The 24,722-nt window shown below is 30.0% G+C and carries 30 protein-coding genes and 1 pseudogene; 8 read left to right on the top strand and 23 right to left on the bottom strand.

Going from position 1 to position 24,722, the window contains the following annotated elements:
- The first annotated feature begins 229 nt into the window (after positions 1-229).
- On the top strand, positions 230-817 hold the full coding sequence (locus KA873_RS08185) for a histidine phosphatase family protein (RefSeq protein ID WP_107383768.1): 588 nt from the start codon (positions 230-232) through the stop codon (positions 815-817).
- 125 nt (positions 818-942) lie between these two features.
- Here the strand turns inward: KA873_RS08185 and KA873_RS08190 are convergent, their stop codons facing one another.
- The 5 genes and pseudogenes from KA873_RS08190 to allW form a co-directional block, all read right to left on the bottom strand.
- Positions 943-2,289, bottom strand: coding sequence for an alanine/glycine:cation symporter family protein (locus KA873_RS08190; RefSeq protein ID WP_210140219.1), 1,347 nt, complete (start codon positions 2,287-2,289; stop codon positions 943-945).
- A 308-nt stretch (positions 2,290-2,597) separates the two neighbouring features.
- A pseudogene (locus KA873_RS13770) lies at positions 2,598-2,666 on the bottom strand (hypothetical protein); the annotation flags it as partial.
- Between the two features lie 12 nt (positions 2,667-2,678).
- Positions 2,679-2,822, bottom strand: a complete 144-nt coding sequence (locus KA873_RS08195; protein ID WP_210140220.1) for a hypothetical protein — start codon at positions 2,820-2,822, stop codon at positions 2,679-2,681.
- Between the two features lie 266 nt (positions 2,823-3,088).
- Positions 3,089-4,450 carry an allantoinase AllB gene (allB, locus tag KA873_RS08200; RefSeq protein ID WP_226953556.1) on the bottom strand — a complete coding sequence of 454 codons (1,362 nt, stop codon included), beginning with the start codon at positions 4,448-4,450 and terminating at the stop codon, positions 3,089-3,091.
- Positions 4,440-5,930, bottom strand: coding sequence for an allantoin permease (gene allW, locus KA873_RS08205; RefSeq protein WP_107385108.1), 1,491 nt, complete (start codon positions 5,928-5,930; stop codon positions 4,440-4,442). The genes allB and allW overlap by 11 nt, the downstream gene beginning before the upstream one ends.
- Before the next feature lie 317 nt (positions 5,931-6,247).
- On the opposite strand from allW, the gene KA873_RS08210 reads away from it, so the two are divergent.
- Both KA873_RS08210 and KA873_RS08215 read left to right on the top strand, forming a co-directional pair.
- On the top strand, positions 6,248-7,867 hold the full coding sequence (locus tag KA873_RS08210) for a PucR family transcriptional regulator (RefSeq protein WP_107385666.1): 1,620 nt from the start codon (positions 6,248-6,250) through the stop codon (positions 7,865-7,867).
- A gap of 252 nt (positions 7,868-8,119) precedes the next feature.
- On the top strand, positions 8,120-9,553 hold the full coding sequence (locus KA873_RS08215) for an MDR family MFS transporter (RefSeq protein ID WP_107505214.1): 1,434 nt from the start codon (positions 8,120-8,122) through the stop codon (positions 9,551-9,553).
- A gap of 581 nt (positions 9,554-10,134) precedes the next feature.
- Here the strand turns inward: KA873_RS08215 and cspD are convergent.
- Positions 10,135-10,335, bottom strand: a complete 201-nt coding sequence (gene cspD, locus KA873_RS08220; RefSeq protein WP_019469926.1) for a cold-shock protein CspD — start codon at positions 10,333-10,335, stop codon at positions 10,135-10,137.
- A gap of 343 nt (positions 10,336-10,678) precedes the next feature.
- On the opposite strand from cspD, the gene KA873_RS08225 reads away from it, so the two are divergent.
- Entirely contained in the window at positions 10,679-11,095 is a 417-nt protein-coding gene (locus tag KA873_RS08225) for a YxeA family protein (RefSeq protein WP_107505212.1), read from the top strand.
- Between the two features lie 148 nt (positions 11,096-11,243).
- Here KA873_RS08225 and KA873_RS08230 read toward each other — a convergent pair whose 3' ends face one another.
- The 3 genes from KA873_RS08230 to KA873_RS08240 all read right to left on the bottom strand — a co-directional run bounded on the left by KA873_RS08230 (position 11,244) and on the right by KA873_RS08240 (position 12,654).
- Positions 11,244-11,549: a hypothetical protein gene (locus tag KA873_RS08230; RefSeq protein ID WP_107383879.1), complete on the bottom strand. Its 306-nt coding sequence runs from the start codon at positions 11,547-11,549 to the stop codon at positions 11,244-11,246.
- 577 nt (positions 11,550-12,126) lie between these two features.
- The gene (locus tag KA873_RS08235) at positions 12,127-12,288 is read right to left on the bottom strand and encodes a hypothetical protein (RefSeq protein WP_154409607.1); all 162 of its coding nucleotides are present in this window, start codon (positions 12,286-12,288) and stop codon (positions 12,127-12,129) included.
- Between the two features lie 171 nt (positions 12,289-12,459).
- Positions 12,460-12,654, bottom strand: coding sequence for a hypothetical protein (locus KA873_RS08240; protein ID WP_019469922.1), 195 nt, complete (start codon positions 12,652-12,654; stop codon positions 12,460-12,462).
- 190 nt (positions 12,655-12,844) lie between these two features.
- Here KA873_RS08240 and KA873_RS08245 point away from each other — a divergent pair, with 190 nt between their 5' ends.
- Positions 12,845-13,057, top strand: coding sequence for a hypothetical protein (locus tag KA873_RS08245; protein ID WP_107383878.1), 213 nt, complete (start codon positions 12,845-12,847; stop codon positions 13,055-13,057).
- Between the two features lie 72 nt (positions 13,058-13,129).
- Here the strand turns inward: KA873_RS08245 and KA873_RS08250 are convergent, their stop codons facing one another.
- Positions 13,130-13,654 (bottom strand): GrpB family protein, encoded by a 525-nt coding sequence (locus KA873_RS08250; RefSeq protein ID WP_210140221.1) that lies wholly within the window; start codon positions 13,652-13,654, stop codon positions 13,130-13,132.
- A 196-nt stretch (positions 13,655-13,850) separates the two neighbouring features.
- Between KA873_RS08250 and KA873_RS08255 the strand changes: the two genes are divergently transcribed.
- Positions 13,851-14,018 (top strand): hypothetical protein, encoded by a 168-nt coding sequence (locus tag KA873_RS08255; protein ID WP_181187401.1) that lies wholly within the window; start codon positions 13,851-13,853, stop codon positions 14,016-14,018.
- An 80-nt stretch (positions 14,019-14,098) separates the two neighbouring features.
- Here the strand turns inward: KA873_RS08255 and KA873_RS08260 are convergent, their stop codons facing one another.
- The 9 genes from KA873_RS08260 to KA873_RS08300 form a co-directional block, all read right to left on the bottom strand.
- The gene (locus tag KA873_RS08260) at positions 14,099-14,263 is read right to left on the bottom strand and encodes a hypothetical protein (RefSeq protein ID WP_181187402.1); all 165 of its coding nucleotides are present in this window, start codon (positions 14,261-14,263) and stop codon (positions 14,099-14,101) included.
- Between the two features lie 323 nt (positions 14,264-14,586).
- Complete coding sequence (locus tag KA873_RS08265) at positions 14,587-15,234, bottom strand: hypothetical protein (RefSeq protein WP_210140222.1); 648 nt, start codon at positions 15,232-15,234, stop codon at positions 14,587-14,589.
- A 523-nt stretch (positions 15,235-15,757) separates the two neighbouring features.
- Positions 15,758-16,021 (bottom strand): hypothetical protein, encoded by a 264-nt coding sequence (locus tag KA873_RS08270; protein ID WP_245337688.1) that lies wholly within the window; start codon positions 16,019-16,021, stop codon positions 15,758-15,760.
- A 37-nt stretch (positions 16,022-16,058) separates the two neighbouring features.
- Complete coding sequence (locus KA873_RS08275; protein WP_192959281.1) at positions 16,059-16,256, bottom strand: hypothetical protein; 198 nt, start codon at positions 16,254-16,256, stop codon at positions 16,059-16,061.
- Positions 16,257-16,565: 309 nt separating this feature from the next.
- Positions 16,566-16,994, bottom strand: a complete 429-nt coding sequence (locus tag KA873_RS08280; RefSeq protein ID WP_107383873.1) for an organic hydroperoxide resistance protein — start codon at positions 16,992-16,994, stop codon at positions 16,566-16,568.
- A gap of 787 nt (positions 16,995-17,781) precedes the next feature.
- The gene (locus tag KA873_RS08285) at positions 17,782-17,955 is read right to left on the bottom strand and encodes a VraH family peptide resistance protein (protein ID WP_210140223.1); all 174 of its coding nucleotides are present in this window, start codon (positions 17,953-17,955) and stop codon (positions 17,782-17,784) included.
- A gap of 382 nt (positions 17,956-18,337) precedes the next feature.
- Entirely contained in the window at positions 18,338-18,949 is a 612-nt protein-coding gene (locus KA873_RS08290) for a hypothetical protein (protein ID WP_210140224.1), read from the bottom strand.
- Positions 18,942-19,700, bottom strand: a complete 759-nt coding sequence (locus tag KA873_RS08295) for an ImmA/IrrE family metallo-endopeptidase (RefSeq protein WP_210140225.1) — start codon at positions 19,698-19,700, stop codon at positions 18,942-18,944. Before KA873_RS08295 ends, KA873_RS08290 begins: the two co-directional genes overlap by 8 nt.
- The gene (locus KA873_RS08300) at positions 19,693-20,007 is read right to left on the bottom strand and encodes a hypothetical protein (RefSeq protein ID WP_210140226.1); all 315 of its coding nucleotides are present in this window, start codon (positions 20,005-20,007) and stop codon (positions 19,693-19,695) included. Before KA873_RS08300 ends, KA873_RS08295 begins: the two co-directional genes overlap by 8 nt.
- A 435-nt stretch (positions 20,008-20,442) precedes the next feature.
- Between KA873_RS08300 and KA873_RS13565 the strand changes: the two genes are divergently transcribed.
- Complete coding sequence (locus KA873_RS13565; RefSeq protein WP_245337689.1) at positions 20,443-20,832, top strand: hypothetical protein; 390 nt, start codon at positions 20,443-20,445, stop codon at positions 20,830-20,832.
- A gap of 72 nt (positions 20,833-20,904) precedes the next feature.
- Here KA873_RS13565 and KA873_RS08310 read toward each other — a convergent pair whose 3' ends face one another.
- From KA873_RS08310 to KA873_RS08320, 4 genes are all read right to left on the bottom strand, one after another.
- Positions 20,905-21,492, bottom strand: coding sequence for a type 1 glutamine amidotransferase family protein (locus KA873_RS08310; protein ID WP_210140227.1), 588 nt, complete (start codon positions 21,490-21,492; stop codon positions 20,905-20,907).
- Positions 21,493-21,530: 38 nt separating this feature from the next.
- Positions 21,531-21,875 (bottom strand): DUF4260 domain-containing protein, encoded by a 345-nt coding sequence (locus tag KA873_RS08315; protein WP_210140228.1) that lies wholly within the window; start codon positions 21,873-21,875, stop codon positions 21,531-21,533.
- A gap of 685 nt (positions 21,876-22,560) precedes the next feature.
- Positions 22,561-22,755 (bottom strand): hypothetical protein, encoded by a 195-nt coding sequence (locus KA873_RS13570; protein ID WP_245337690.1) that lies wholly within the window; start codon positions 22,753-22,755, stop codon positions 22,561-22,563.
- Positions 22,756-23,121: 366 nt separating this feature from the next.
- Positions 23,122-23,664, bottom strand: a complete 543-nt coding sequence (locus KA873_RS08320; protein ID WP_210140229.1) for a hypothetical protein — start codon at positions 23,662-23,664, stop codon at positions 23,122-23,124.
- A gap of 283 nt (positions 23,665-23,947) precedes the next feature.
- Here KA873_RS08320 and KA873_RS08325 point away from each other — a divergent pair, with 283 nt between their 5' ends.
- The gene (locus tag KA873_RS08325) at positions 23,948-24,556 is read left to right on the top strand and encodes a stage II sporulation protein M (RefSeq protein WP_210140230.1); all 609 of its coding nucleotides are present in this window, start codon (positions 23,948-23,950) and stop codon (positions 24,554-24,556) included.
- Positions 24,557-24,722 lie beyond the last annotated feature (166 nt).

Consider the following 24,722-nt stretch of genomic DNA (forward strand, 5'->3'; position numbering starts at 1 on the left):
AACTTTTAGCATAGTCACATCCATTATTATCATTTCATAAGCACTTGCTTTCGGGACCAATGCTTAATGATATGCGTTTTATTATTTAACACCAACATGTGTGTAACTTTCATCTTTAGATAGATGCCAAGTCAAATTATGCAATACCATATGAATCGAAAATTGTTAGCGATATAATAGAGATGTTACTGAATACACATCACTACATCACTGTAAAGGTTGATATATAATGACAAAAATATGCTTTATTAGACATGGAGAAACAGACTGGAATATTGCTGGTAAATTACAAGGTAGAACAGACATCCCACTGAATGAATCTGGCATAAAACAAGCACAAGCCTGTGGCGTTTCCTTACTTCAAAATGAATGGGATCTTATTATTACAAGCCCTTTATTAAGAGCTAAAGAAACTGGGAAAATTATTCAACAAAAATTAAACATACCGCTTCATGAAATGACGTCGTTTATTGAAGTTGCATTTGGAGATGCAGAAGGTCTTACTTATTACGAACGAGATGTGCGTTTTCCTAATCGCGATTATCCAAACAAAGAAACTGAAGCAATGGTTACTGAACGTTTTTTAAAGGGGATTCGTACTGTACATCAGAATTACACAAATAAAAATATTTTGATTGTCTCTCATGGTGCTTTTATTAATGCTATATTTCACTATTTTTCTAATGGGACAGTCGGCACAGGTGTTACTAGACTTACTAATGGTAGTTTCAGCACTTTAGAAATTAACAACAACCACACGCATATCCTAGACTATAATACGACACATCACTTACCAGCCCAGAACCCGAAATCATAACTATTTACTAACAAATAAAAGTACCATAACACTCATCCATGATTCATCATACTAAAAGTTAAACTCAATATTTTCCTTTTAGTAATGACAAGTATGAGGTTTGGTACTTTTTATATTCACTAACTTTACTTATAATTTTTAAAGAAATCTGTAGTTAACGATTTCACTTTTGGCGATAACATTATCACTGCGATAACGTTTGGAATCAATACGGCAGCAAGTGCCAAATCAAGCAAGTCCCACAATTGTTGTGCAGCACCTAACGCACCCACTATCATTGAAAGCACATATATTGTTTTCATCACCCAACCTGCCGTAAGTCCAAATAAAAACTCTGCCATTCTCGATCCGTAGAAAATAACTACCACAACGGTCGAAAATACAAAAAACATCATTGAAATAGAGACCATCATACTTCCAAATTGACCAAAAGAATTTTCAAACGCTCTGGCTGTTAGTGCTGCAGACTGCGCTTTCGCATCACCCGCTTTCCAAACACCTGAAACTAAGACCACAAAACCAGTCGTGCTACAAATAATTAACGTATCTACTACGATTTCACTGATACCCCAGAATGCTTGGCGAACTGGATGATCCGTTTTTGCGGCTGCGTGCGCGATAGATGATGTACCGAGACCAGCTTCATTAGAATAAATCCCTCTAGCAAAGCCCCAACGAATTGTGGTAGCTAACGCTGCACCAAATGTACCTCCAACAGCTGCCGTAGGATTAAATGCCTGTTCTACCACTAACCAAATAACGTTAGGCACATGTCCAATATTCATCAAAATGATTAAAAAACCAAAAAAACAGTAAAGACCAACCATGATTGGCACAATTTTTTCAGCAAATGATGCGATACGTTTCACACCACCAAAAACGACGAGCGCAGCAAGAAATGCTAATATAATGCCAGAAACTGCCATAGGTACATTAAACGTATCTTTCATAGTGCTCGCTGCAGAATGACCTTGAACCATAATACTTGGAATAATTTCAATCATCAATGCAAAGGCAAATATCAAAGAAAAAATTGTACCTAACTTCTTATTTTTAAAACCTTTTTTCATGTAATAAGTCGGGCCGCCCACAAACTCATCTTTTTTATTTTTCTCACGATAGTGGACACCTAAGACATTCTCACTAAATTTTAAAGCCATGCCTAAAAAAGCAATAACCATCATCCAAAATACCGCGCCAGGTCCACCCATCATAATCGCTGTAGGCACCCCAACAATATTAGCTGCACCTACAGTTGAAGATAGTGCAGAAGTCAAAGCCTGACGAGGTGTAATCGTCCCTTCCCCTTTAGGTTTTTTATTAACACTTCCAAATGTTTGTTTGAGCATATAGAAAAAATGACGAAATTGAATAAAATTTAAATAGACTGTCAAAAATACACTTGCAAACAAAAGTAGAAGTACAAGTGGATACCCCCATAACCAATCCGAAAAAGAAATTAATTTTTCCAAATATTACAACCCCTTTGTTTTTAAAGCATCTAACCATCTGTTGTGATAAAAATCTTATGTCTTTAATCACAAAACGCTATAAAAATGAGCTATGTAGACACTAAATAAATGTAATATGTAATATTATTCCCTAGAGTTGCTCACTCAAACCGAGTTTAGAGTTTATGAAAACAAAAAAATTAATCCAGTTAATAAATGGATTAGTTTTTTTGTTTCTTCACAGTATTAACAAACCTTAAATCTTCAGCTATATTCTAAATATAATGGTATGCTACATTTGTTTCTATTTCTTTAATCGTTTGCCTCATTTATTTGATCACAAACAGTCTTTGAACAAGCAATATTTTCACTAAAACAACTGGATCTATTGATGGTCTACCGTTATCAAGTCAATATTTTCCTTCAACAAACTCATATACAAAATTTAAATCTAATACCGCAACAACTTTACGCAATAAATGATTATTAGGAACTAATTCAGAGATAGAAATTATTTCATATTGATCTCTTTTATCAATTGATTTATTCAACATAACAAACACCACTGCTATTTAATTTATATATTATAATATTTTTGCAGTAATGTTATCAGCGGTTTATGCCGACTCCTGCGGGAATAGCACTAGCCGAAGACTACAGGCTAAAGCAATGCCCGCGGAAAGCGTGCATAAAAAAACTGCCAACAAAGTCGGAGACTCTGTCGACAGTCTAGACTAATTCATTTAATAAATGGATTAGTCCTTTTTGATCTTGTTTTTATATCCCAATATCCTTAACTTCAAGCTTTTTCAAGAAATTTTTAGATAAAGCGTCCAATACGTTTATCTGAAATACCTGCTTCATCACTATAAATTTCTTGCCCTCTTAAAATTGTACGTGTTACTTGGGCACCAATTTCACGCCCAATATATGGACTCATTTTGTTACGATAAGCTAAATCTTCAGCTTTTAATGTATACGGTGCGTCAGGTTTAATAAATACGAAGTCAGCATCTTTACCAATTGCAATACTGCCTTTTGTATCTAAGCCAAAGCGTTTAGCAGGTGCTGTCGCAATAATGTCAGCAAATTTTGTTAATGACATTTGACGTTTTTGAACACCTTCATCGAATAAAATATCTACGTTGTTTTGTAATCCAGCGATACCTCCCCATGCTTCAAATGCATTGTCAGTATCTTTTAAGTCTGGCGTACAAGGTGAATGATCAGATGTTACAAAACTAATATCACCGTTTAATACACGATCCCACATTCCTTCTAAGCGAGATTGTTCACGGATTGGTGGAGAACATTTAACAACTGGTCCAATGTCATCTAATTCTTCTTTGTAGAAGTACAAGTAGTGTGTACATGTCTCACAAGTAATGTCTACGCCTTCTTGTTGTGCTTTGATGACTTCATCAACGCCTTCTTCACAAGCCACGTGTACGATGTGCACACGACAACCCGTTTCTTTAGCAAATAAAATAATTTTGCGAATTGGTTCAACTTCTGTAAATACTGGACGACTATCCACGTAAGCGCTTAATGTCGTTTCACCATTTTCTTTTGCGATTTCACCTAATCGATCAGTGATTGTCGCATTTTCAGAATGAATTGATAAAATTTTACCAGTCTTAGCAATTTGCTTCATACCTTCATATAATGAATAATCGTCAACATTTTCAAAGTCACCTTCGATAGAACGGTCACCACAAGTAGCTAAGAAAGCTTTATAAGCCACAACACCCGCTTCATCTAATTCTTGAATACCGCCGTTTAAGTTATATGGTACTAAACCACCATAACTTGCGACATCCACTGATAATTCATCTTTCCCAGCGTCAAATTTAGCTTGGATAGACGCTTTGTCAGTTGTAGCTGGAACTTGGTTTAATGGCATTTCCACAAATGAAGTTACACCACCTTTAGCAGCAGCATTTGTTCCTGTAACATAACCTTCCCAACCGTCACGATAACCACCACCTGGTTCAGTAATATGCACATGTGCATCCACCATTCCAGGTGAAACAATTTGATTTTGTGCGTCAATGACTTGCTCAGCCTCTCCCAATGCTTGACCAATTGCGGCAATTTTACCGTTTTTAACACCAACTTCAACTTGTTGCTCCCCATCTTCTAAAATGACTAAACCATTTTTAATAATCAAATCATACTTCATTATATTCTGCTCCTCCTTTTTTACTTTTATCTGCATGGAATACATAATGTAAAATTAAGTAAACACCACCGGCAATGATAAAGCCTATAAACCAAGAAAAGTCTGATATCACTGTGAATGCTGGTAAAAAGCCTAATATTGAAACAATGACACCAGCAATCGTTCCGATGTATGCAGAAACATTAATACGTGGTATTTTTTGTTCTTTATCTTTTAAGTCAAAATACAACTTATCTATATCAATGTGACATTTAGACACAATATAGAAATGAACAATCATTACACCTGCTACCGGGCCAAGTATAGCACCAATCGCGTTTAGGAATAAGAAAATACTGTCCTCCTCTTCCATCATCTTCCACGGCATAATGACTACACTCAATACTGAGGCAATAATTACACCGCGACGGTAATTAATCCATTTGGGTAAAAGTGCAGTGAGTTGATATGCTGCTGGAATGATATTACTTGTCGCATTTGTAGAAATCGTCGTCATCAATAACACACCAGTAGATATCAGAATCGCCCAGAAGTTGCTCCACTCATTAATAATTGTTAAGATGTTCCATTCTTGATGCCCGAGATAAATCGAACCACCAATAATGATAAACACACTCGCAATCGCGAATAAAATGTGCGCAACAACGATACCTGAAATTTGACCAATCACCTGTGTTTTAGTAGATTTTGCGTTTTGTGTAAAATCAGAGACACTTGCACCTGGCCCTGCCCACACGCCTAAAAGCGAGTTGAATATTAAAATAAAGGATAAAATCGCTGGGTAAATGATACCATTTGATTTTGTAGAAATTTCATAATTTAATATATTTCCAACGCCACCAGCAGCCATAACGCCCCAGATAGCCATACCACCAAATACAATATAAATAAGTGGATTTAATATAGCCGTGAATTTATTTAAAATATCGCCACCGCCAAATCCAATCGCAAAACTAATAGCCCAAAATATTAAAAATGCAATGAGACCTGGAACAGAGATACCAAGTATTGATATACCTTGTCCAATGTCAGCAAAGCCTGGGAATATTTTATTTAATAATATTAATAATGCTTGTGATCCAGCAAATGTTTGTAGACCAAACCAAGCAATACCTGCTACAACACCACGTAGGATACCAGGTAGCTTCGCTCCTACATCACCATATGTATGACGTAATTGCATAGCAAATGGAATACCATATTTCGAGCCAGCATAACCATTACCTACCAATAATAAAGCGATTACAAAAGAACTTAATATTAATGCAAATATTACTTGTAATGGCGATAGCCCTATTAATAAAAATCCCCCAACTGCAGTATAGTTAGGTATATTATGTACAGCGCCCATCCATAGTGTAAAAAAGTTGAATGCGGAGTTATTTCTTTGTGCCGGTGTCTTTGGCATTATATCTTTATTATAACCGCGCTTTTCGAAAACCGCTTGTGATAATGCCGCATTGTTTTCCTGTCTTCCCATTCTATTTATATCTCCTTTACTTTAATAAGCTAATAACTAAATGTATAATCTTCAGTTATAAGTGTAGTATGAGTGTAAGCGTTTTTCTTTGTTATTAATGACATTTCTATACGATAAAATTATAGGAATCGGACAAAATAAGTGTATAATTAACGATATACATTAAATTTTTTGAGCACTTTGAACAATCGTTATCACAAATCGACAAAAACACTACTTTTTAAGATAAATACAGACAAATAGAATTTATTATTATATATATTTTTATGCATTTTCATAACGAGTGATTGTGTAAATTAGAAGCGGAGGACATAATTATGACTACTCTAAACGAAATTTTATCCGTTCCCCAATTTAAAGGCTTAAAATTGTTAAACAGCAACGGAGATTTATCAGCAGAAGTGACAAATTTGGACATTACTGAGAATAATGATATTAAGCATTTCACTTCAAATAATTCATTTATCTTAACAACTGGTGTCTTATTTCAAGATAATCAAGATAACTTGAAAAAGTTAATTAAAGATTTGAATGATATACACACTGCTGGACTTGGCATCAAAGTTTCAAGATTTTTACATGAAATCAATCAAGATGTCATTGATTTTGCGGATGCTATTGAATTCCCTTTAATTGAAATACCAGAAAGTTGGAATCTAGGTGAAATTACACATGAGATTTCTTCATTTATTTCAGATTCTGAAACAGGAAAGCTAAATTACGCATTACAAGTACAACAAGAATTAAACCAATTATTAATCAAAGGTTTCAGTATTGATACAATGATTGATCGCATGAGCAAATTACTAGGCGTACCTATCATCCTATTTGACCCATTCAAGGCACCTGAAGCATACAGTCGTCATTATAGACAAGGTAATGCCTTAATGACTGAACACACCAAATATTTCATGAACCATTATCAAGATGCGCTAACATATGATAAAAATAACCTCGTCTTTGAAAATAAAGACCATGTAATCTTCAAAGTATTAGGCTACACATACTTCCCTTACTATTTAATGGTTTCTCAAGTTAATAAGCTTTCCTATCCATTTAGCTTATTAACACTGGAACAAGTAGTCAGTGTGTTGAGTTTCGCCTTATACAAAAACACCAAAATACAAGAGGCCGAAGAAAATGATATTAATCGATTTTTCGAATCATTGGTCAATAATCAAAATGATCAAACCCTTTCGATTAAAAAGCATGCTGATTTATTAAGACAATATTATATTTATCCTTCTGATTATTATCAAATTATCATTTGCGGTATTGATACTAAAAATAATTTAGAAAATAGTTATTACCTAAATGAACGGCACCATCTCACATTCCTTTGGTTAAAGCATAAATTAACTGATATTGATTCTTATATAAGTATTTATAAATTACCTAGTAACAATCGTTTTGCGATACTCATTCAAAATCGTCACGAATATTACTTTGAATACCTTAAAAAAATACAGCAAAGTTATAGCGAGTACTTTGATGATACGATTTCATTTGGCATTGGAAATGAAGTAACAGAATTCACACAGTTACCATCTTCCTTTTTTGAAGCAAATGAAGCCTTTGAAAATGAATTGTTAAATAACGCAAAAGCATTTATCTCACAATATCATTCCAAAGATATCCAAGAATTATTACAGCTTATCCCTCAAGAAAAGTTATTACCTTTCGTTAAACATACTTTGGGCCCGTTGAGTTATCCAAAACAAAAAAAAGATTTAGAATTAAAACAAACTTTAAAAGTGTACATGGATAATCAATGCGATATAACTAAAACGGCAGATAAAATATTTATACACAGAAATACAGTGAAATATAGAATCAATAAATGTAGTAATATGATTGGCACAAATATTGAAGATCCTGTTCATTCTTTAAATATACGTATTGCTTTATATGTATCTGAAATGATTAGTTTCGATTAAGTGATCAATCTATTTCAAAAAGCTACGTTGTTTGCATGGTTGTGCAAGCAGCGTAGCTTTTTCATTAATTGAACAACACTGACTTGTGCCACCTTTAAAACGATGTATTCCGACCTATATCATCTATCCATTATTTTTTTCTAGAAATCCTTTGTAAAAAATATTAATTTTTTAAACCGAATGGTTTGCTTTGCTAACTTAAAATAATTAAAATTTATCGATGGGATGTTATAAAAAGGAGATGCGTTTATAATGTCGGAGAATGTTATATCTAACAAAAAAAGAAATACGATTATATTAGTTATGCTAAGTAGTGCTTTTGTAGCAATGCTAAATCAAACATTGCTTAATACCGCACTACCAGCAATTATTACGGGATTAGAAATAACTGATACAACTGCTCAATGGTTAATTACAGGTTTTATGTTAGTGAATGGCATCATGATTCCACTAACAGCCTTTCTCATGGATCGATTTCATACAAGACCACTCTATATTTTTTCTATGAGTGCGTTCCTAATTGGTTCGATCATCGCAGCACTTTCGCCTACATTTGGCTTACTCATGTTTGCACGTGTGATTCAAGCTATTGGCGCAGGTATACTCTTACCGCTTATGCAATTCACTGTTTTCACACTGTTCCCTTCTGAGAAACGTGGATTTGCAATGGGACTTACCGGTATAGTAGCACAATCAGCACCAGCAATCGGACCAACCTTAACTGGGTTTTTAATTGATACATTTAGCTGGCGAGCACCATTTATTGTGGTAGCTTTTATTGCGATTATCGCATTTATTGTAGGTGCGATATTTGTAGAAAGTAATAACGAAACCAAACATACACAATTAGACAAAACCTCTGTTATATATTCAACATTAGGCTTTGGTTTAATGCTTTACGGCTTTAGTAGCGCAGGCAACTTAGGTTTCACATCACCAATCGTTATTATTTCACTTATTGTGGGAATCTTAATTGTTACCATTTTCGTAACAAGACAAATTAGAATCGATAATCCGCTATTAAATATGCGCGTATTTACAAATCGTACATTTTCACTATCTGCATTTGCATCTATGGTATTATTTATCGGAATTGTAGGCCCAGCATTATTGATTCCAATTTATGTCCAATCAGGCTTAGGTCTATCTGCAATTCTTTCAGGTCTTGTTATCTTACCAGGTGCAGTAGTCAACGCATTCATGTCCGTCTATACAGGGAAAATATATGATAAATATGGCTTGAAAGTATTGGCGATTCCTGGATTTGTACTGTTAATTTTTATGACAATACTACATTGTTTCTTAACATCAGAAACGCCTTATTGGTATATTGTCATTATTTACGCAATAAGAATGTTTGCTGTAGCATTGATTATAATGCCACTGAATACAATTGGTATTAACGCATTAGAAAGCAAAAATATTTCACACGGTACTGCGATTATTAACTCTTTAAGAATTATTGCAGGCGCGATTGGTACCGCCATTATGATTACAATTATGGCAATTGTTCGTACAAATTATGTTCCAAGTGAAAATCAATCCAAAACAGACATTGCACAACAAGCGACCGTACAAGGTGTTGACGCAGCATTTGCATTCACTACGCTTTTATTAATTATTGGTTTTATATTAACACTACTGATAAAAACAAAAAATAAAGCGGAAAATACGCATGAAGTATAATATTAAATCTATTTAAGTGAAAATAGCAACGCTTCAACAACTTGAACGGTGTAAAGAACATACTAAGATTAGCTATGAAGAAATCTATGACGATAGATTTCTTCATAGCTATTTTATTATTCAATATTTCGTATTGTTGGCTCACTTTCTTAGGGGACAGCTTCAGTCTATAGTCTTCAGCTTGTCCTGTTCCCTCAAGCGTCTCGTCAAAATACAACGTATTCATATGTAATTTCTCATTGAAGCACTTTAAAACAAGGCTCTATTTCAACCCAAAATGATGTTAAAAATTATTCTACATGCATACACCCAAAATTAATTTTTATGTTGCTGTTAGTGGCTATTACCATTCTTTTATAAGTTTAGCTTCAAATGATGTATTAATGCTAAACAACCTTTCGCAGGTCGTTAATATTTTATTGGTAATAAAAAACAAAAAAATAGGTGCAAATCCCGAGTCATAACTAGCAAGCTGACTTTGAATTTGCACCTTTAAAAGTGAATACACACATATAATTTCAATTATTGATTTTAAGACAAATAAAAAAAGACGAGCGTTGCTCGTCTTTTTTTATGCGTTATTATAATTTAATAACGTTAGCTGCTTGAGGTCCGCGGTCGCCTTCAACGATTTCGAATTCAACAGCTTGTCCTTCTTCTAATGATTTGTAGCCGTCTTGGTTAATTGCTGAGAAGTGTACGAATACATCGTTTCCGCCTTCTACTTCGATAAAACCAAAACCTTTTTCTGAGTTAAACCATTTAACTGTACCGTTATTCATAATAAAAATCCTCCAAGTGCTTTTGCACAAAAATTTGTAATCTGTCTAAAAAATCAAAAGGAGTAAATTCAAAAGAATAAAACTACAAATCAATTTCACGAACTAAATTACTTAATACCTAGTATAACGAATAATTCGACTTTTGTATACCCCTATTTTCAAAAAAATATATTTTGCACTTTATTTTTAGTAATATAATCCATTGGTGAATATATATCATTTAATCACATTTGAAAAAATGACAAAATCGTTATATTAAAATGCTTTTTTGTAACTTAAAAATATAGCAAACGAATCAAATAACTTTTACATTATAGATAGTTACTTTAAGGAGGTAATAAATATGAACAGATTAATAAAAGTACTTCTAAGCATCTTTATTATCATTATCATTGTTCTTATCGGCCTTTTTGGCTGGAAAGTTTACGCAGAAAAAAACTCAGACAATACTGATATCGTTAGTTTTGCCAAATTAAACCCACTCATTACTAATGAAACATATTACGTAAAAACTCAAAAGCCAACAAAAGTTGAGCACAATAAAGATGATAATGGAGAAGCCTTTGTCACATATAATTATAAGCAAGATGGATATAATAAAAAAGGTGAAAAAAAACACTTAGATTTCAATGGTTTTGGTGAAAAACCCTTAAAAACAGATCATTTCTTAAAATTAGATACCGAACTTGGTCATGTCCAAAGTTATGAAGAAGTAGCTAAAAATAAAGTGCCCAAAAAAGCATTAAATCAACTTCAATAATCACCTGATTATTTAAAATAATCCACTTAATAACAATGTTATTTTAATGTGCTAATAATATAATAAACGCGCAAGTTAGAAATATTTATTTGCAAAATATAACTTTCTAACTTGCGCGCTTTGTTTGTAATGATTCAGCAACTACGACTTAGTTATTCATTCTTTTGACTATTTCATGCTTAATAATCATTAATGCTTGGCTGTACTTAGAACTTGTATTTTCTTGAGTGTTAATAATCAAAATGTCTACTAAATCATCATTATTCATTTGAACTAATTCTTGTCGAAATTGATCAATATTTTCTACTAATCTCTTATGGTTGGGCTGATACTTATCTATAACATAATACTGGTCAGCACCAAGTCCACCCTCTTCAATCATTTTAGAAATTTCATCTGAACGCATTTCATCAGTTCTATCTATTTTTATATCTTTATTGTAATTATTAACCATTCTGATCCCCCATTTCATTCACCAAATCCATCTCAAATTAAGACTATATGCTAACAAGTTAACTTTTTGACACTAAACTTAATACAATAAATCAAGTCGTACCACCTACAATAAAATAAAATTACTCCAAAAGTTATATATTACATCTATACCCTGAAATTATATTTTAAACTTTGATTTAGATAATTCTTATTTATACTTATAATTTAATAAAACGATATAGAAAATCGATAATATGACACCGATTTTCTATATCGCCTCTAAAAACACCGAAACCATATACCTCATCCCCTTATAATGAATCTCTTTTATATCTATCCTTTTAAAAATTTTTCAAAACATTTCATTATTTTATACTATTATAATGCATTATATTCTTTGGATATAAGATGATATTGACTAACAGTTCATTATTTCATATTGAATTGACTATGCATGAAACAGATTCATAAGTTTTGAGAGCAATATCACAACAATAGCATCCATAAATATAAAAATCGCTGAATGATAAAGTAAAGACTGAGACAACATTTGCCTCAGTCTTTACTACTTCTAATATTTTCTATCATTTTAACGCTCATAATCGCTTTTTTGCTTCGATGCCAATCCATATATTTGTTACTAAACCGACAACACCCATAACTAATGACGGTATCAAAGCATGATTACTAGTATAAAACGTTACTAAAAACATAAGTAAACCAGTTATAATACTGATTAATATAGATGAAAGTTTCATTGGATTGCTCCCTTTTCGCTATATTAATTTACATTATTCCTATACTGAAATTCATTTAAAAAGAAATAAAAACAGTCTGTTGTAGAGTTTTAAAAAATTTGACGTCACAAATACAATAACTTTTTATTTATAAAATATGGAAAATTCCACTTAAGCACATCTTAGAGTTTTTCAACTCAATATGTATGCAATCACAAATAATATAATCGAAATAATGAGTGACATTAACCAAAACGGAGAACTCACTAAATCTTTATACGCTTGATCTGGTGCATTACGCATTTTCAACCGAATAAATTTGATTCCTAAATACAACGCTTCAACAAAATTAACGATTAAAACAATGCTCAACAATATAATAGCCATGGTTCGTCCTCCAAGATATCATCTGATTTATTCCACATCGTACCACAAGTTTTTTTAAAGAATAAATATTGAAATAAATTTTAATTTTTATTACAACCTAAAAACATGTGTGTTATTTTATAATTAACATTGTATATGGTTATTTTTTTAAAATTCTATGGATTAAATATCATAAAGTTGGAGGGGTAATGTGCAACTATTTTTACTTACCCTTTTGGGTATTATTTTTGTTTTTGTATATGCTTCAAATTCAACAATACTTTTACATATCAAGCTTATTAAACGGGCTGAAAATGAGGGCACGGCAGCAATGAATGGTAAACAATGCCGCTTTATGTGGTGTTTGTTTGCAGTTATGGCAACAGGCTTTTATCTACTATTACTCAATTCAAATTTGTTTTAATAAATTTGAATTGAGTAATAATCAAAATAATATGAAAGATTTAATTATTATGTAAATAAGACAGTAGGTAGCCTAACCATCCTGATTCTTTTGATACCACTTTAATGCTTGACTCTCTATGCGTTTGATAAAAGGCGATTTGCCATTTGAATACGCACTTCTATTATTTGAATACTTGTTAGCGAGTTTGATTTTTAAATTTTCATATTCTTTCGCAATAGCTTTATTAGCATTTAAATAATCTCTAAACGCTAAATGTCTATCAATATTTTCATAGTTATCAAATTGAAATATATGGACATGATAAGTTCTAGTATCCGCGCCTTTTATATAAAACCTTCTACCACTGATACCACTTTCTCCTTGAGGTTCATAGCCTAGTTGTCGCATCGCATTATTGTAACGATCCATAAACATTATATTTTTTACGACTACCATGATATCAATAACAGGCTTAGCATAAATATCTTTTATAGCTGTACTGCCAATGTGATGCATTTCTATGATTTCTTTACCAACTATTTTTAACAATAGATCTTTTTCTTTAACAAATTGCGCTTCCCATTTTTCATAATCTTTTTTTAATATAATTTCCATCGTTCAATTTCCTACTTTCTTTTATCCTCATTACTATTAAAAAATGTCATAAAATTCATCTTAACTAAAACATTTTAAAATAAGGTGACTTTTTACCATAAATGAGAAATGATATAGTTGAATTAAAACTCGAACTGTAAAAAGTATGTTTCTAAAATACTGTATAATATAATAAAAATAGTAAAGGAGTCATCATATGAAATTTGTAAATTTAACAGCTATGACAGAAAAAGGCTTAAACAAGAAAGTTAATGAATTCTTAGAAGAAAATCCTTATATCGAAATCATTAAATTTGATTACCAATTAGGATATAGCAACTGTGGCGTAGGTATTCTTTACAATAAAGTTAAGTCTCAGTCCTAAGTTTAAAATCAAAGGAAATATGTTGAGACTTCTATATAACATTACTTATTTGTTCATTTACAAACTTAATTCACGAATGACTAATAAAATAATTGTAAAACGGTCATAATTATAGTTAACAAACAAGCTAATAACATAACATTTTGAGCTTTATGAGTGCCCTGATTTCCATTTTTGTATTCTTTCATTACAAATAACCAAGAAAGAATAACTAAAATCCCTAAAATAATGCCAACCGTTTTCATTTTACCTCTCCTAAAATGTACTGTATAACTTATTATTATTCGCTCAAGTTCAAAAGATACTTCGACTTATATTTTTATAATATCATACATTTTAAAACGTGAATTGTTTGTAAATAATCCAACTTATTGTAATTGAAAATATCCCAATTCAACTATACTTGTAATAAAAACAAAAGCTGAAACATAATAATGTTTCAGCTTTGAATATCTTATGGAAAGTAAATGCTTGTGACTTCATCCACATCATAATATTTAAATTTTTGTTAATCTTATTCAGAATGACATCACTGTAAGATTACGACAATAGCAATACCTAAAATGTCTTATTTTTGAAAAACTTTAAAATTAACACGTTTACATAATAATAAACCACCCACAATCAATGAGATACTCGCTAAAAAAATGGTTAGTGTTCTATTATCTGAAATCATGCCTGTATTAGGTAATTCTTTTATTGCATTGTGATTAACGCTATTTTTTGAATTTTTTACTTCAGTCTCAAATTTTGAGAAATCATTATTTTTTGAAATATCTAAGTTCTGATTTTTATTAAACCGATCACTTTCTCCTCCTGGGTTTTTAGAGTTTAAAACACCTTCATCTTTTAATTTTTCATTTACTGCATTATTGTGCAATGACGTCTCACTATTAGATTTATGATTAAATTCTTTCGTAGCATCTTCTAATTCTTTCGGCTCTTCAACCTCTGCTATATCCTTGTGCGGAAACACATTTGGTTCTGTAAAACTTCCATCCTTATGCAAAATACCATGAGGAATTTTCTTCGTACCATCCTTTAACTCTATCGGTTTTTCAACCTCTGCTATATCTTTGTGCGGAAACACATTGGGTTCTGTAAAGCTTCCATCCTTATGCAAAATACCATGAGGAATCTCTTCACCATTTACCTCTTGACTGCTAAATTGTACAATTGTCATTAATAAAGCTGTAGATAATAGTAACTTTTTCATTTCGAAACTTCCTTTCTAATGGAGTTATTGTAATATTAATATCTCACTCACTTTTACTGTTAAAGTGAATTTTCGTAATATAAAATTTTCCTTAACTACCAAGAAGTTATCTGTTGTATGTATACAATATATTTTATAAATTAATAACAAATATTTATGAGAGATTACTAATTACCATAATATTGCAAGGAGTCGTTTATTAGGGGAATATTTCCGTTTAAGTAAAAATATAGATAGAAAATAGTAATAATATGCAAGTTTTAAATTTAAATATCGGTAATATCGAATCTGTCAAAATGTAAAAATCAAAATAAAAAGAGCTGGAAACTGCACCTTAGCAATCTTTCCAACTCTTTTTATATGATTAAATATTATTCGATATTATTTTAAAATGTCATTTCAGGTGTTTATAATTTTTCATAACATTGATTTTCAAATTTTATTAGTATATTCCAATTGTTTTTTTAAACAAAAGTTCCACTCTTCGTTTTATCAATAGTAGGTATACGTATATTCAAACGTATTATTCACCTGATTTTGCTTTTTGAACTTTCAAAATTGTAAATATAATAACTATTGTTATGGTAATGAAATCAAAAGAATGTGTAAAAGCTTCTCCAAATTCTTTATCTTGCCAGAAGTAACGAATGATGAATAAAAACGTTGAATGAGCAAACAATGCAATAAACATGTATATAACTGGTTTATCAAGTAATAGACCAAAAATAAATACAAATAACAGCATTATTATAGTAAGTATCAGCATGACTATGTTTGACATAGACATATTAAAACTCCGATCGTATAGTTTTTTTCTTGCACTGCTAGAAACCTTTACGTTTAATTTGTCTATATGTAAAAATACCAAAAATTATGACAAATGCGAATTGTACTGTTTTAATTAAAGGTGAGCTAAATTCTAATATTTCAATATGCATCATTGTTCCAATAATAGGTGCAATGAAATTAAAAATAAATAATATTAGCCATATACCAACCAATACTTGTTGTGATTTAGGCATATTAAGCACTCCAATTTATAAAGTTATAGTTACAAATGTTGATGCTTCCACTGAGGGTGGCCCATTATTTAATGATGTAACAATATCACCATCACTAAAAATACAGCACTAAATTCCATAAAATATTTTCTGATTTATACCAATGTGTTTATGATCAAATTGATACTTTTTTCTTAATGAAAGTACTTATACATTTAGTTGGATTATATTGTTTTATAAAAAATAACCGCACTAATTAAGATACGGTTATATAGATATATGACTGCTTGATAAAATTCCAAAAAATTCTATTTAGCTTTTTGCATCACTTTAATTAACGTTAACAGTAATTTCAATATCAATACTGTGTTTAAGTGCTTTCGAGTACGGGCAATAATTATGCGCTTTTTCAACGAACATCTCCGCTTCTTCTTGGCTGAGATCTTTAAGTGTTACATCTAATTCAGCAGCCAATTTTACACCGCCATCAGATTTATCTGGCAATAAGTAAGCAGTCGCACGGACTTCTGGCTCAATCATACCCTTGTCTGCACCTTTCAAAATATGCATTAGTGCATTGTTAAAACAAGCGCTGTAACCAGCTGCAAATAACTGTTCAGGGTTTGACTCAGTAACGCCGTTGCCACCCATTTCTTTTGGAACAGCTAAGTCTTGATAAAATGTATTATCTTCACTAAAAACTTTTCCATCTCTTCCGCCATTACTTATTACAGTTGTTTCAAATAATGGTTTTGCCATGAAAATCACTCCAATAATTTTTGAAATTCAATAATAATGATTAATTAATCTTTTTACATATCAAATTAAGCTTAATCTAATTGTATTTTATCATTAGTTTTTAGATATTTAAAATCATAAGTGTTAAATTGTCATTTATGTCTACTCATAAAAAAAAATAGGACAAGTACATAAGTAAATGTCCTATTTGGCTAAAATACTTTCAATTAATTTAACTCACCCGTAAAACTGCCAGTTCAGCCATTCCCCCAATTCCTAAAACACAAAAAACACCCCCTTAAGCCTATGCTCAAGGGGGTGTTCATCATTCTATTCTATTATTCCCACTCTATGGAGCAGTGATTTTTTATAGTTTTGTAACACTTGTGAACAGTTGATAAATCAATAGTTTAAACTATTCATCATTTGCATTAATTTACAACATTTTAAAATTTACGTATTCAATTACGTATTCATTCCCGTATGCGTGAGATACTGAATTTACAGTTACAATATTGTAATTCAATATCACTAGTGTTTATTTTTATTATCCTTTTTGTCGAAATGAAAATTTAAAAATATAAATATTAACCCTATAATTATAAATATACTATGACTAATAATCTCTAATGGAAATGAACTATCCAGATCAAAAACACTAAATACAATAGGTTGTACAATTATGATAGCCAACAAATATATCCCTATTTTTTTCGCAGTAAAATACTTTGCCACAATCATACGCACCTTTCTATAGAGATACTTCTTTATCATTCCTCGACGCAATACAGACATTCTAACAAAGTGGTTATTTATCTAAAACATCTTCATTAAGAATTAAAAATGCTATAACTCCAATTGGCACTCCTAGTAATGGCGTTACGAATATACTAGCTATGAACACATACAAAACCAACATCAAAACGTCATCAGATTCCCATTTTTTATTTAACAAATAATGCCACATTTCTTTCAAGCTCATAACAAAACCACCCTTTGTATTTTAGTCAATTTAATTTTATTTAATTACAGATTATCATAATATTTAACATAATAAAAACCCCATCATCACGATGAGGTCATAACTTAATATTGATTCTAATTTCAATAAATTACTAATGCTATTTTTGATTATTGCTATAAATCTTTCTTAATACCCTCGCCCTTATTATCAAAATTATGCCTTTTTTTTGCCCTTAGAATTATCGATGTAAATGTGTTCGCAACTTATATAGTTATACAAACTCACGCATCACTGCAGTATAGGATGTTTCTCAACATAGAAAAACGCCACTTTACCAAGTGACGTTTAAAACAAGATATTTAACTTGTCCATGTAATAACTCTTTAATGCTTTAATCTTATTATTTATTTCTTTGCGCGTTGGTCACACTTTCTAATTTCTCTAATCTTTTTTCAAGAGCTAGTTTTTTATTCCCCTCATTTTCTTGTCTCTTTTTATTCATTTCTTGTTTCATTTTCTCTACAGTTTTATTCATTTTAAGCCTCTCGTCATTATCGTAAGAAATTTGCTCACATATTTCATTCCAAGTAATAATTTCAATATCAGGCATTCTTTCTTTTTCTTCTTGTATAAAATCAAGATCCGTACTGTGAATTAAAGGAATTTTCAAATAGTACGCAAAATATAAAGATGCATATTCACCTAAGTTTTTAATTTTATTTTTACTATTATCTATATCTCCAAATCCTTTTAGACTTAATTCGTGTATGAAATGAGGTTCCATATCTCCTAATTCACTAGTTTGTAAAACTTTATATAAACTTTGATTAGCATTGTACTTAGTATAAATGTATGAAAATTTATCTTTATTACTTCTGAATTTCATTATTTCATTATGTACTTGTTCAGCAAAACCAACTATACTATATTCATTTAAATAATCTACTTCGGCGTCACAATGACATGCATCTATCCATATATTTGCATCACATACACATTTAATATTACTCAATAATATTCAACTCCTCATCTATGAGGTTGAGAACATCTTCTAAGTAATCTAATGTTATTTTATTATCTATATAATTTTGTTTTAAATTTCCAATAAACGAACTGGTTATGTAATCAGATTTAGGTATATCATATATCGAATAGTCTAACCCTTCTGTTTCACAAAATTTGATTAGTTTATCATGATTTTTTCTTTGACCTAAATTCATTCTATTGGGATTAAATTTTTTTGGATAAACTTCATATAAAGCTCTAGCTACATTCATATAAGAAACACCATAATAATTTTGTAATCGAACAATATCCTTTTTTCTGATGTATTCAATATTTATATTATTAGACAAAATTATTTCTATTAAATTATTTCTATCTATAAGAATTTTAGATGCAAAATTTTCCGCTTTATATTCCATTTCTTTATGTTCCATGTTATTCATAGTACTTACGTGCCCTATATTACCAGTATACCAATGATAAACTTCGTGCCATAACGATTGATTTTGTCTAGCAAAGTGATGACCTCTATTTATAAAAATGCATTTATAATCACCTATATTTAAATGAAAGCCAGAAATGTCATTATCTAATTTTTTACCTATAATAAAAAACCCCATTTCCTCAATTGTTGAATAAGAGTTTTTTATGGGACTTTTTATATTGGGATAATCTTTTTTAAAATTTATTACTGTTTCATTAACTTCATTTTCAAGTTCTTTTTTTCTAGAACTTGAAATCTCATATCTGTTAGACATTTATATTACCTCTTAACTTGCTTTGTTGTACCATAGTTTTAAATAACTTAATTATGTTTTCAATATCTTTTTCTGATCCTGTACCTCTAAAGCTAATATCAGAAATATTTTCCACATTAAAAATTTCTTTTTTATCAATATTTAATACTTCAGCACACTGTAAAAAAAGCTCCTTATCAAAAATAAAATCCTTCTCAATAGCTCTTGCTAAATCATCGTATCCTTCACTAACTAAATTTATTTCTCTCTCATTAATCAGTGTTACTAATTCATTTTGAGTATATTTTGGAATACTTGTAGCTATCACTTTTATCTCCTCCATAATCAACACAGCATTTCAAACACAAAAATAACAGCGTCCCTACGCTGTTATCGTGTGATTTATGATTAAATACACAAAAACAGTTCCGAGATTTTGTGCTTTCTTATTTATTATATACTTTTATATTATCAACTCATTGGTGTAACAGTGTCAATACTTTTTGTAACTTTATTATACATTAAGTAAACTTTTTTAACACTCTTGACGCTTTTCAATTATAAAAAGGCATTATATGCTTAAAATATTTTTGCCTTTTATACTATGAATAGGAAGAAATACTTTTATAAGTGAATATAAATATTAACAAATATTGTATATCACAACACTTAAGCATAAAAATTAAACAGTTGGGCAATAAATAGGTTTATATTGGATTTTGTGTGTATAATTACAACAAAATTATACATAGGGGGATTCAAAATGGATATCTTAGAAGATATTGATAAAGTTAAATGGAATTTCATTACACTTGTAATTGGAATTATTTCATTTATCAACTTAAATATTCAAGCTAGTGAATTTGTTAATCAATACGGTAATCAAATTCATGTAAAAAACTTGTTTGTTGACGGTTACACAACAGGGACTTTGAAAATTATAGGACTAATGTTATTAACCGTAGCAATTTTTGCTTTAACGATTTATTTAGCTTACCTAATGGGGTCATCATTTTTTGGATTTCTACAGATAATAATTTCATTAGTTCTTATAATATGGTCACTTGTATTAGCTTGGGCTCCATTTATAGGTACATTAATCATAATAATGATAATAGGTGGCTTGTTCTATCTTATTGCAAACGATTATTAATTTCTTAAAACGCTACATTATACGAAAAACCAACCCACTTCTCAGGTCAGAGGTAGTGGGTTATATTATTAATTAAAATGGATTTCCAAATTCTTCACAATACTTATAAAATCCAAATCTTTTCATATACATAGTTTTTTCAATATTTTCAAGTGTATCAAAATTAATTTTTTTTAAAATTTCTTTAGTGAATTCCAGAGGAGCCGTGCCATTGGCTGTAACTAATCCCCTATCATTTACTGCTTGTATTTCCAAAAATTTATCTTCAGATGTGTAGAACTCGTGATTTTTCCATAAATAAACTGAATTGCCAGTATGTTTATAGTCATTTAGAAAACCATTTTTAGCTAGATAATCAACAGCACCACATATAGCTCCTATTACGATGTTTTTATTAAATGATTCTTCAATAAATTTAAAAAGTCTTTGATCATTAATGTTCCAAGAATTACCTCCAACCAAAATCAACAAATCATAATCTTTAGGTTCAAAACCAATAATATAATCAACTAATACTGAAAATCCACCAATTGAAATCACTTTTTCTTTTAAAGAAATAGTTTTCACTGACCACTTTTCATTTTGATTTAAAATTGAAGATAGATGCGAGCCTTCCCAATCTGCAAAATCATCTAATAATAAAAACAATGCTTTTTTCATGTTTTTCTCCTTTGATATTATTAATGAACAACAACTTCTTAAACTTTTTGAATAGTAGTTTTATCGAAACCAATAGCATATTTGAGTCCATAACCAATTGTTCTATCCATACTAATGTGTGCTAACCAAATCAAAGATACTTGTAACAGTATAGACTCTTTAGTTAACAAATAACACAAAGTGATTAATATAGGTAATATATATGTATGACCAATATTATAAATTTTACTACCCACTTCTTTATTTATAATATACCCAAACATAGATATATCAGGTAACAATAGAAATAAAAGAAATATCCATAGTGAGAAATCAAACATAAAGTAAACACATAACGTGACAATAAATACAAATGCATTTTCTAACTTAATGAAGTTGCTCAAATTGTAACCCCCTTCGTTATATAGTGTAAAATTTAAATATATTTTACATATATTCGAATAATTATGTATTGCGCACAAACCACCCACACACGTCACTGAGTGGGTGGTTTAATATATAATAACAAGACAAGAAGAAAATCGTTTCAAAACCTAAAATCAAAACCAATTAGACTTCTCTTATTTTTGCTTAACCTCTTTAGACTCTTTCTTAAAAAACATATCGTAAACAAAAGATAATCCAGCTAATATAAAACCTAATGTTACCAACCCATTTAAATTTTTATTTTCGTAAATATTTATTAATCCTAAATTTCCAAGTTTACTCCAATATTTATTTAAACTAATATTCAAATCTATGTAATTTAACACAGTCGCTACTAAAAAAATAATTACGATAATAATAATAACGTCTTTAATTGCCTTAAAAAGTTTATTCTTAATACTTACACCTCCACAATTCTTAAATTAACATAATTGCTTTATTCCAATTGCTTTATTGACGTTGAGTCTCTGTATTCTTAACGATCAATAAATTTTTCAAGAAAAATACGTGTTCTACTTCTTTTTATTCTTCTTATTTTTTTCATTTACAGAAATAACAATTGGCAACAAACCACAACAAATAACAATTATCAAAAACAAACCAACATTCATAAAAATACTCCTTTTATATAAAACAAATCTTTTATAATCTTCGCTTATTTCTAATTTTCATAGATTTCGTAACTAAGTATATAGCATTTACCATCACTATAAGAACATAAGGTATTAATATAAACAAATTCTCTAAATGCATAATAAAAATAAGACCAAGCATGAGAAATACATTTAACATAGTTGCTATTATAAATCCTTGATCTAGTTCATCATTCTTTTTCAAAACTATCACACTCCTATGTAAAATAAAAACATTATTTATTGTTTGCAACTTGATATTAACACAAAAAATAGGGCGAGCACATAAGTGCCTGCCCGAGCAGTTTTGAATTAACTATAAAAATAGTTAGAGTGATTTCATAAAATAACACAACTATAAATAAGAAGGTGATATTTTAATTTGTGAAGCGTCCCCTAAGGGATTAATAAGGGATGAAGTTCTGGAGGAACTTTATACACAATTAAATTGTTCAATACTATTTACAGTATCTTAACACTATTTATTCTCCCTATTTCTCCTTATTTAAATAAATAGCTAAGAATGCCATACCTATACAAAACCACATACTAAATATTGCTATCCACATACCTATTCCACCTTTTCTATATATTCCATTAGTATATTCCCAATTAAAACAACTATAAGAATATCTGCTAGTATAATTGGTATGCTAAATGGTAATGAGAAATTTAATAATAAAGTCCCTATGTAAAAAATAGCTATAGCAATAAACAACTGTATTACAATACAAAATAATTTTCTCCCTCTCATTTTCATGAAAAAGAGTCCTACAAACAATACAAAAAGTAATGATAAGTATAATGTAATACCAGTTAAACCCTTCAATTCTTCTGATTGAGAGTTAATGTAAAAAAAGGGTATAAAAGTTAACATCCTATTTATGAATAAAAGAATGCCGCAAAAAACTACAATACCAACAAAATGAATACCTAAACTTTTAATAAATAATAATAATTTACTTTCTGACTTCTTAGAACCAATCGATATAAACACATCTATTATAGCAGCTAACACAATTATTAATATAAATACTATTAAATAAAATCGGGAATACTTGCCCACAAATAGGTCAATAAAAAAAACTAGAACATCGTACAATCCACTTAACATAATTTTCTCCCTAAATTTTGTTTTCTTTTTAATAATATTGAGGATAACTCAAAAATATAATAACATATTTTTTAAAAACTTATATTGCCTAACTGTATAAATTTAGTTCTTATATGTCTATTCTATACAAATAAATGTAACTATAACCAAACCACCTAACAGAACTTATAGTGGTATGTACATTTTAGAGAACTACATTTATTTAAATAACCTATTAATATCAATAAATATTTGATAGTGTGATATTAGTTACATACACACCCTTTATTTTACGGAGGCATATATGCTTAAAATTCAAGATGATGCTTATCTCAAAAGAACATTAAAATTCTTATTTACAACATTATTGATTTTTTTAATCACCCTTATTTTGGCTATTATATTCAGTCCATCTATAGAAACTTTAAAAAGTGCTACAGACGGTACTCATAATTCCGTAGATAGGGCACAAGGTTTGAAAAAGGTTTGGGAATATATACTAAACAATGGCTTTAAAGTGCCTTTTCAAATGCTAATACTGACTATAATTCCAATTCCTTTTCTATATTACTTAAATATAATAAAAACAACTGTACCACTAGGTATAGCGTTTGGCTTCGTACTTCATTTTGATTTATATAAAGGGAGTATGATGATTATAGCTTCTACACCTCATTCTATCGTAGAAATATTGGGTTTTTGCTTCATAGCTAGTGCCTTATTTAAAGTTAATCAATCTTTTATTAGGAAAATTAATAACCTTTTCAGAAAGAGTAAGAAACAAAATCTTTCTATCAAATTAGCAATACTTAATTTATTGAAAATTTATTTGTTAATTGCCCTACCTTTGATTATAATCGCAGCATTTATGGAAACTTATTTAACAGATCTTTTATTAAACTTATTAACATAATAACAAGCTCATTATCATTTTGAATTGGATAATATTAAATATCAAAAGATCATTCCATATGTATTTTCTATTGAATTCTTAAACAAAAATTCAATATATCTATAGATTGATTCATATTATGATGATTTTTTAGACATCTTAAAAGTCTTATATACTAATTTCGACT

The sequence above is a fragment of the Staphylococcus sp. GDY8P45P genome (genome assembly GCF_017892745.1).
Taxonomy (GTDB): Bacteria; Bacillota; Bacilli; order Staphylococcales; family Staphylococcaceae; genus Staphylococcus; species Staphylococcus cohnii.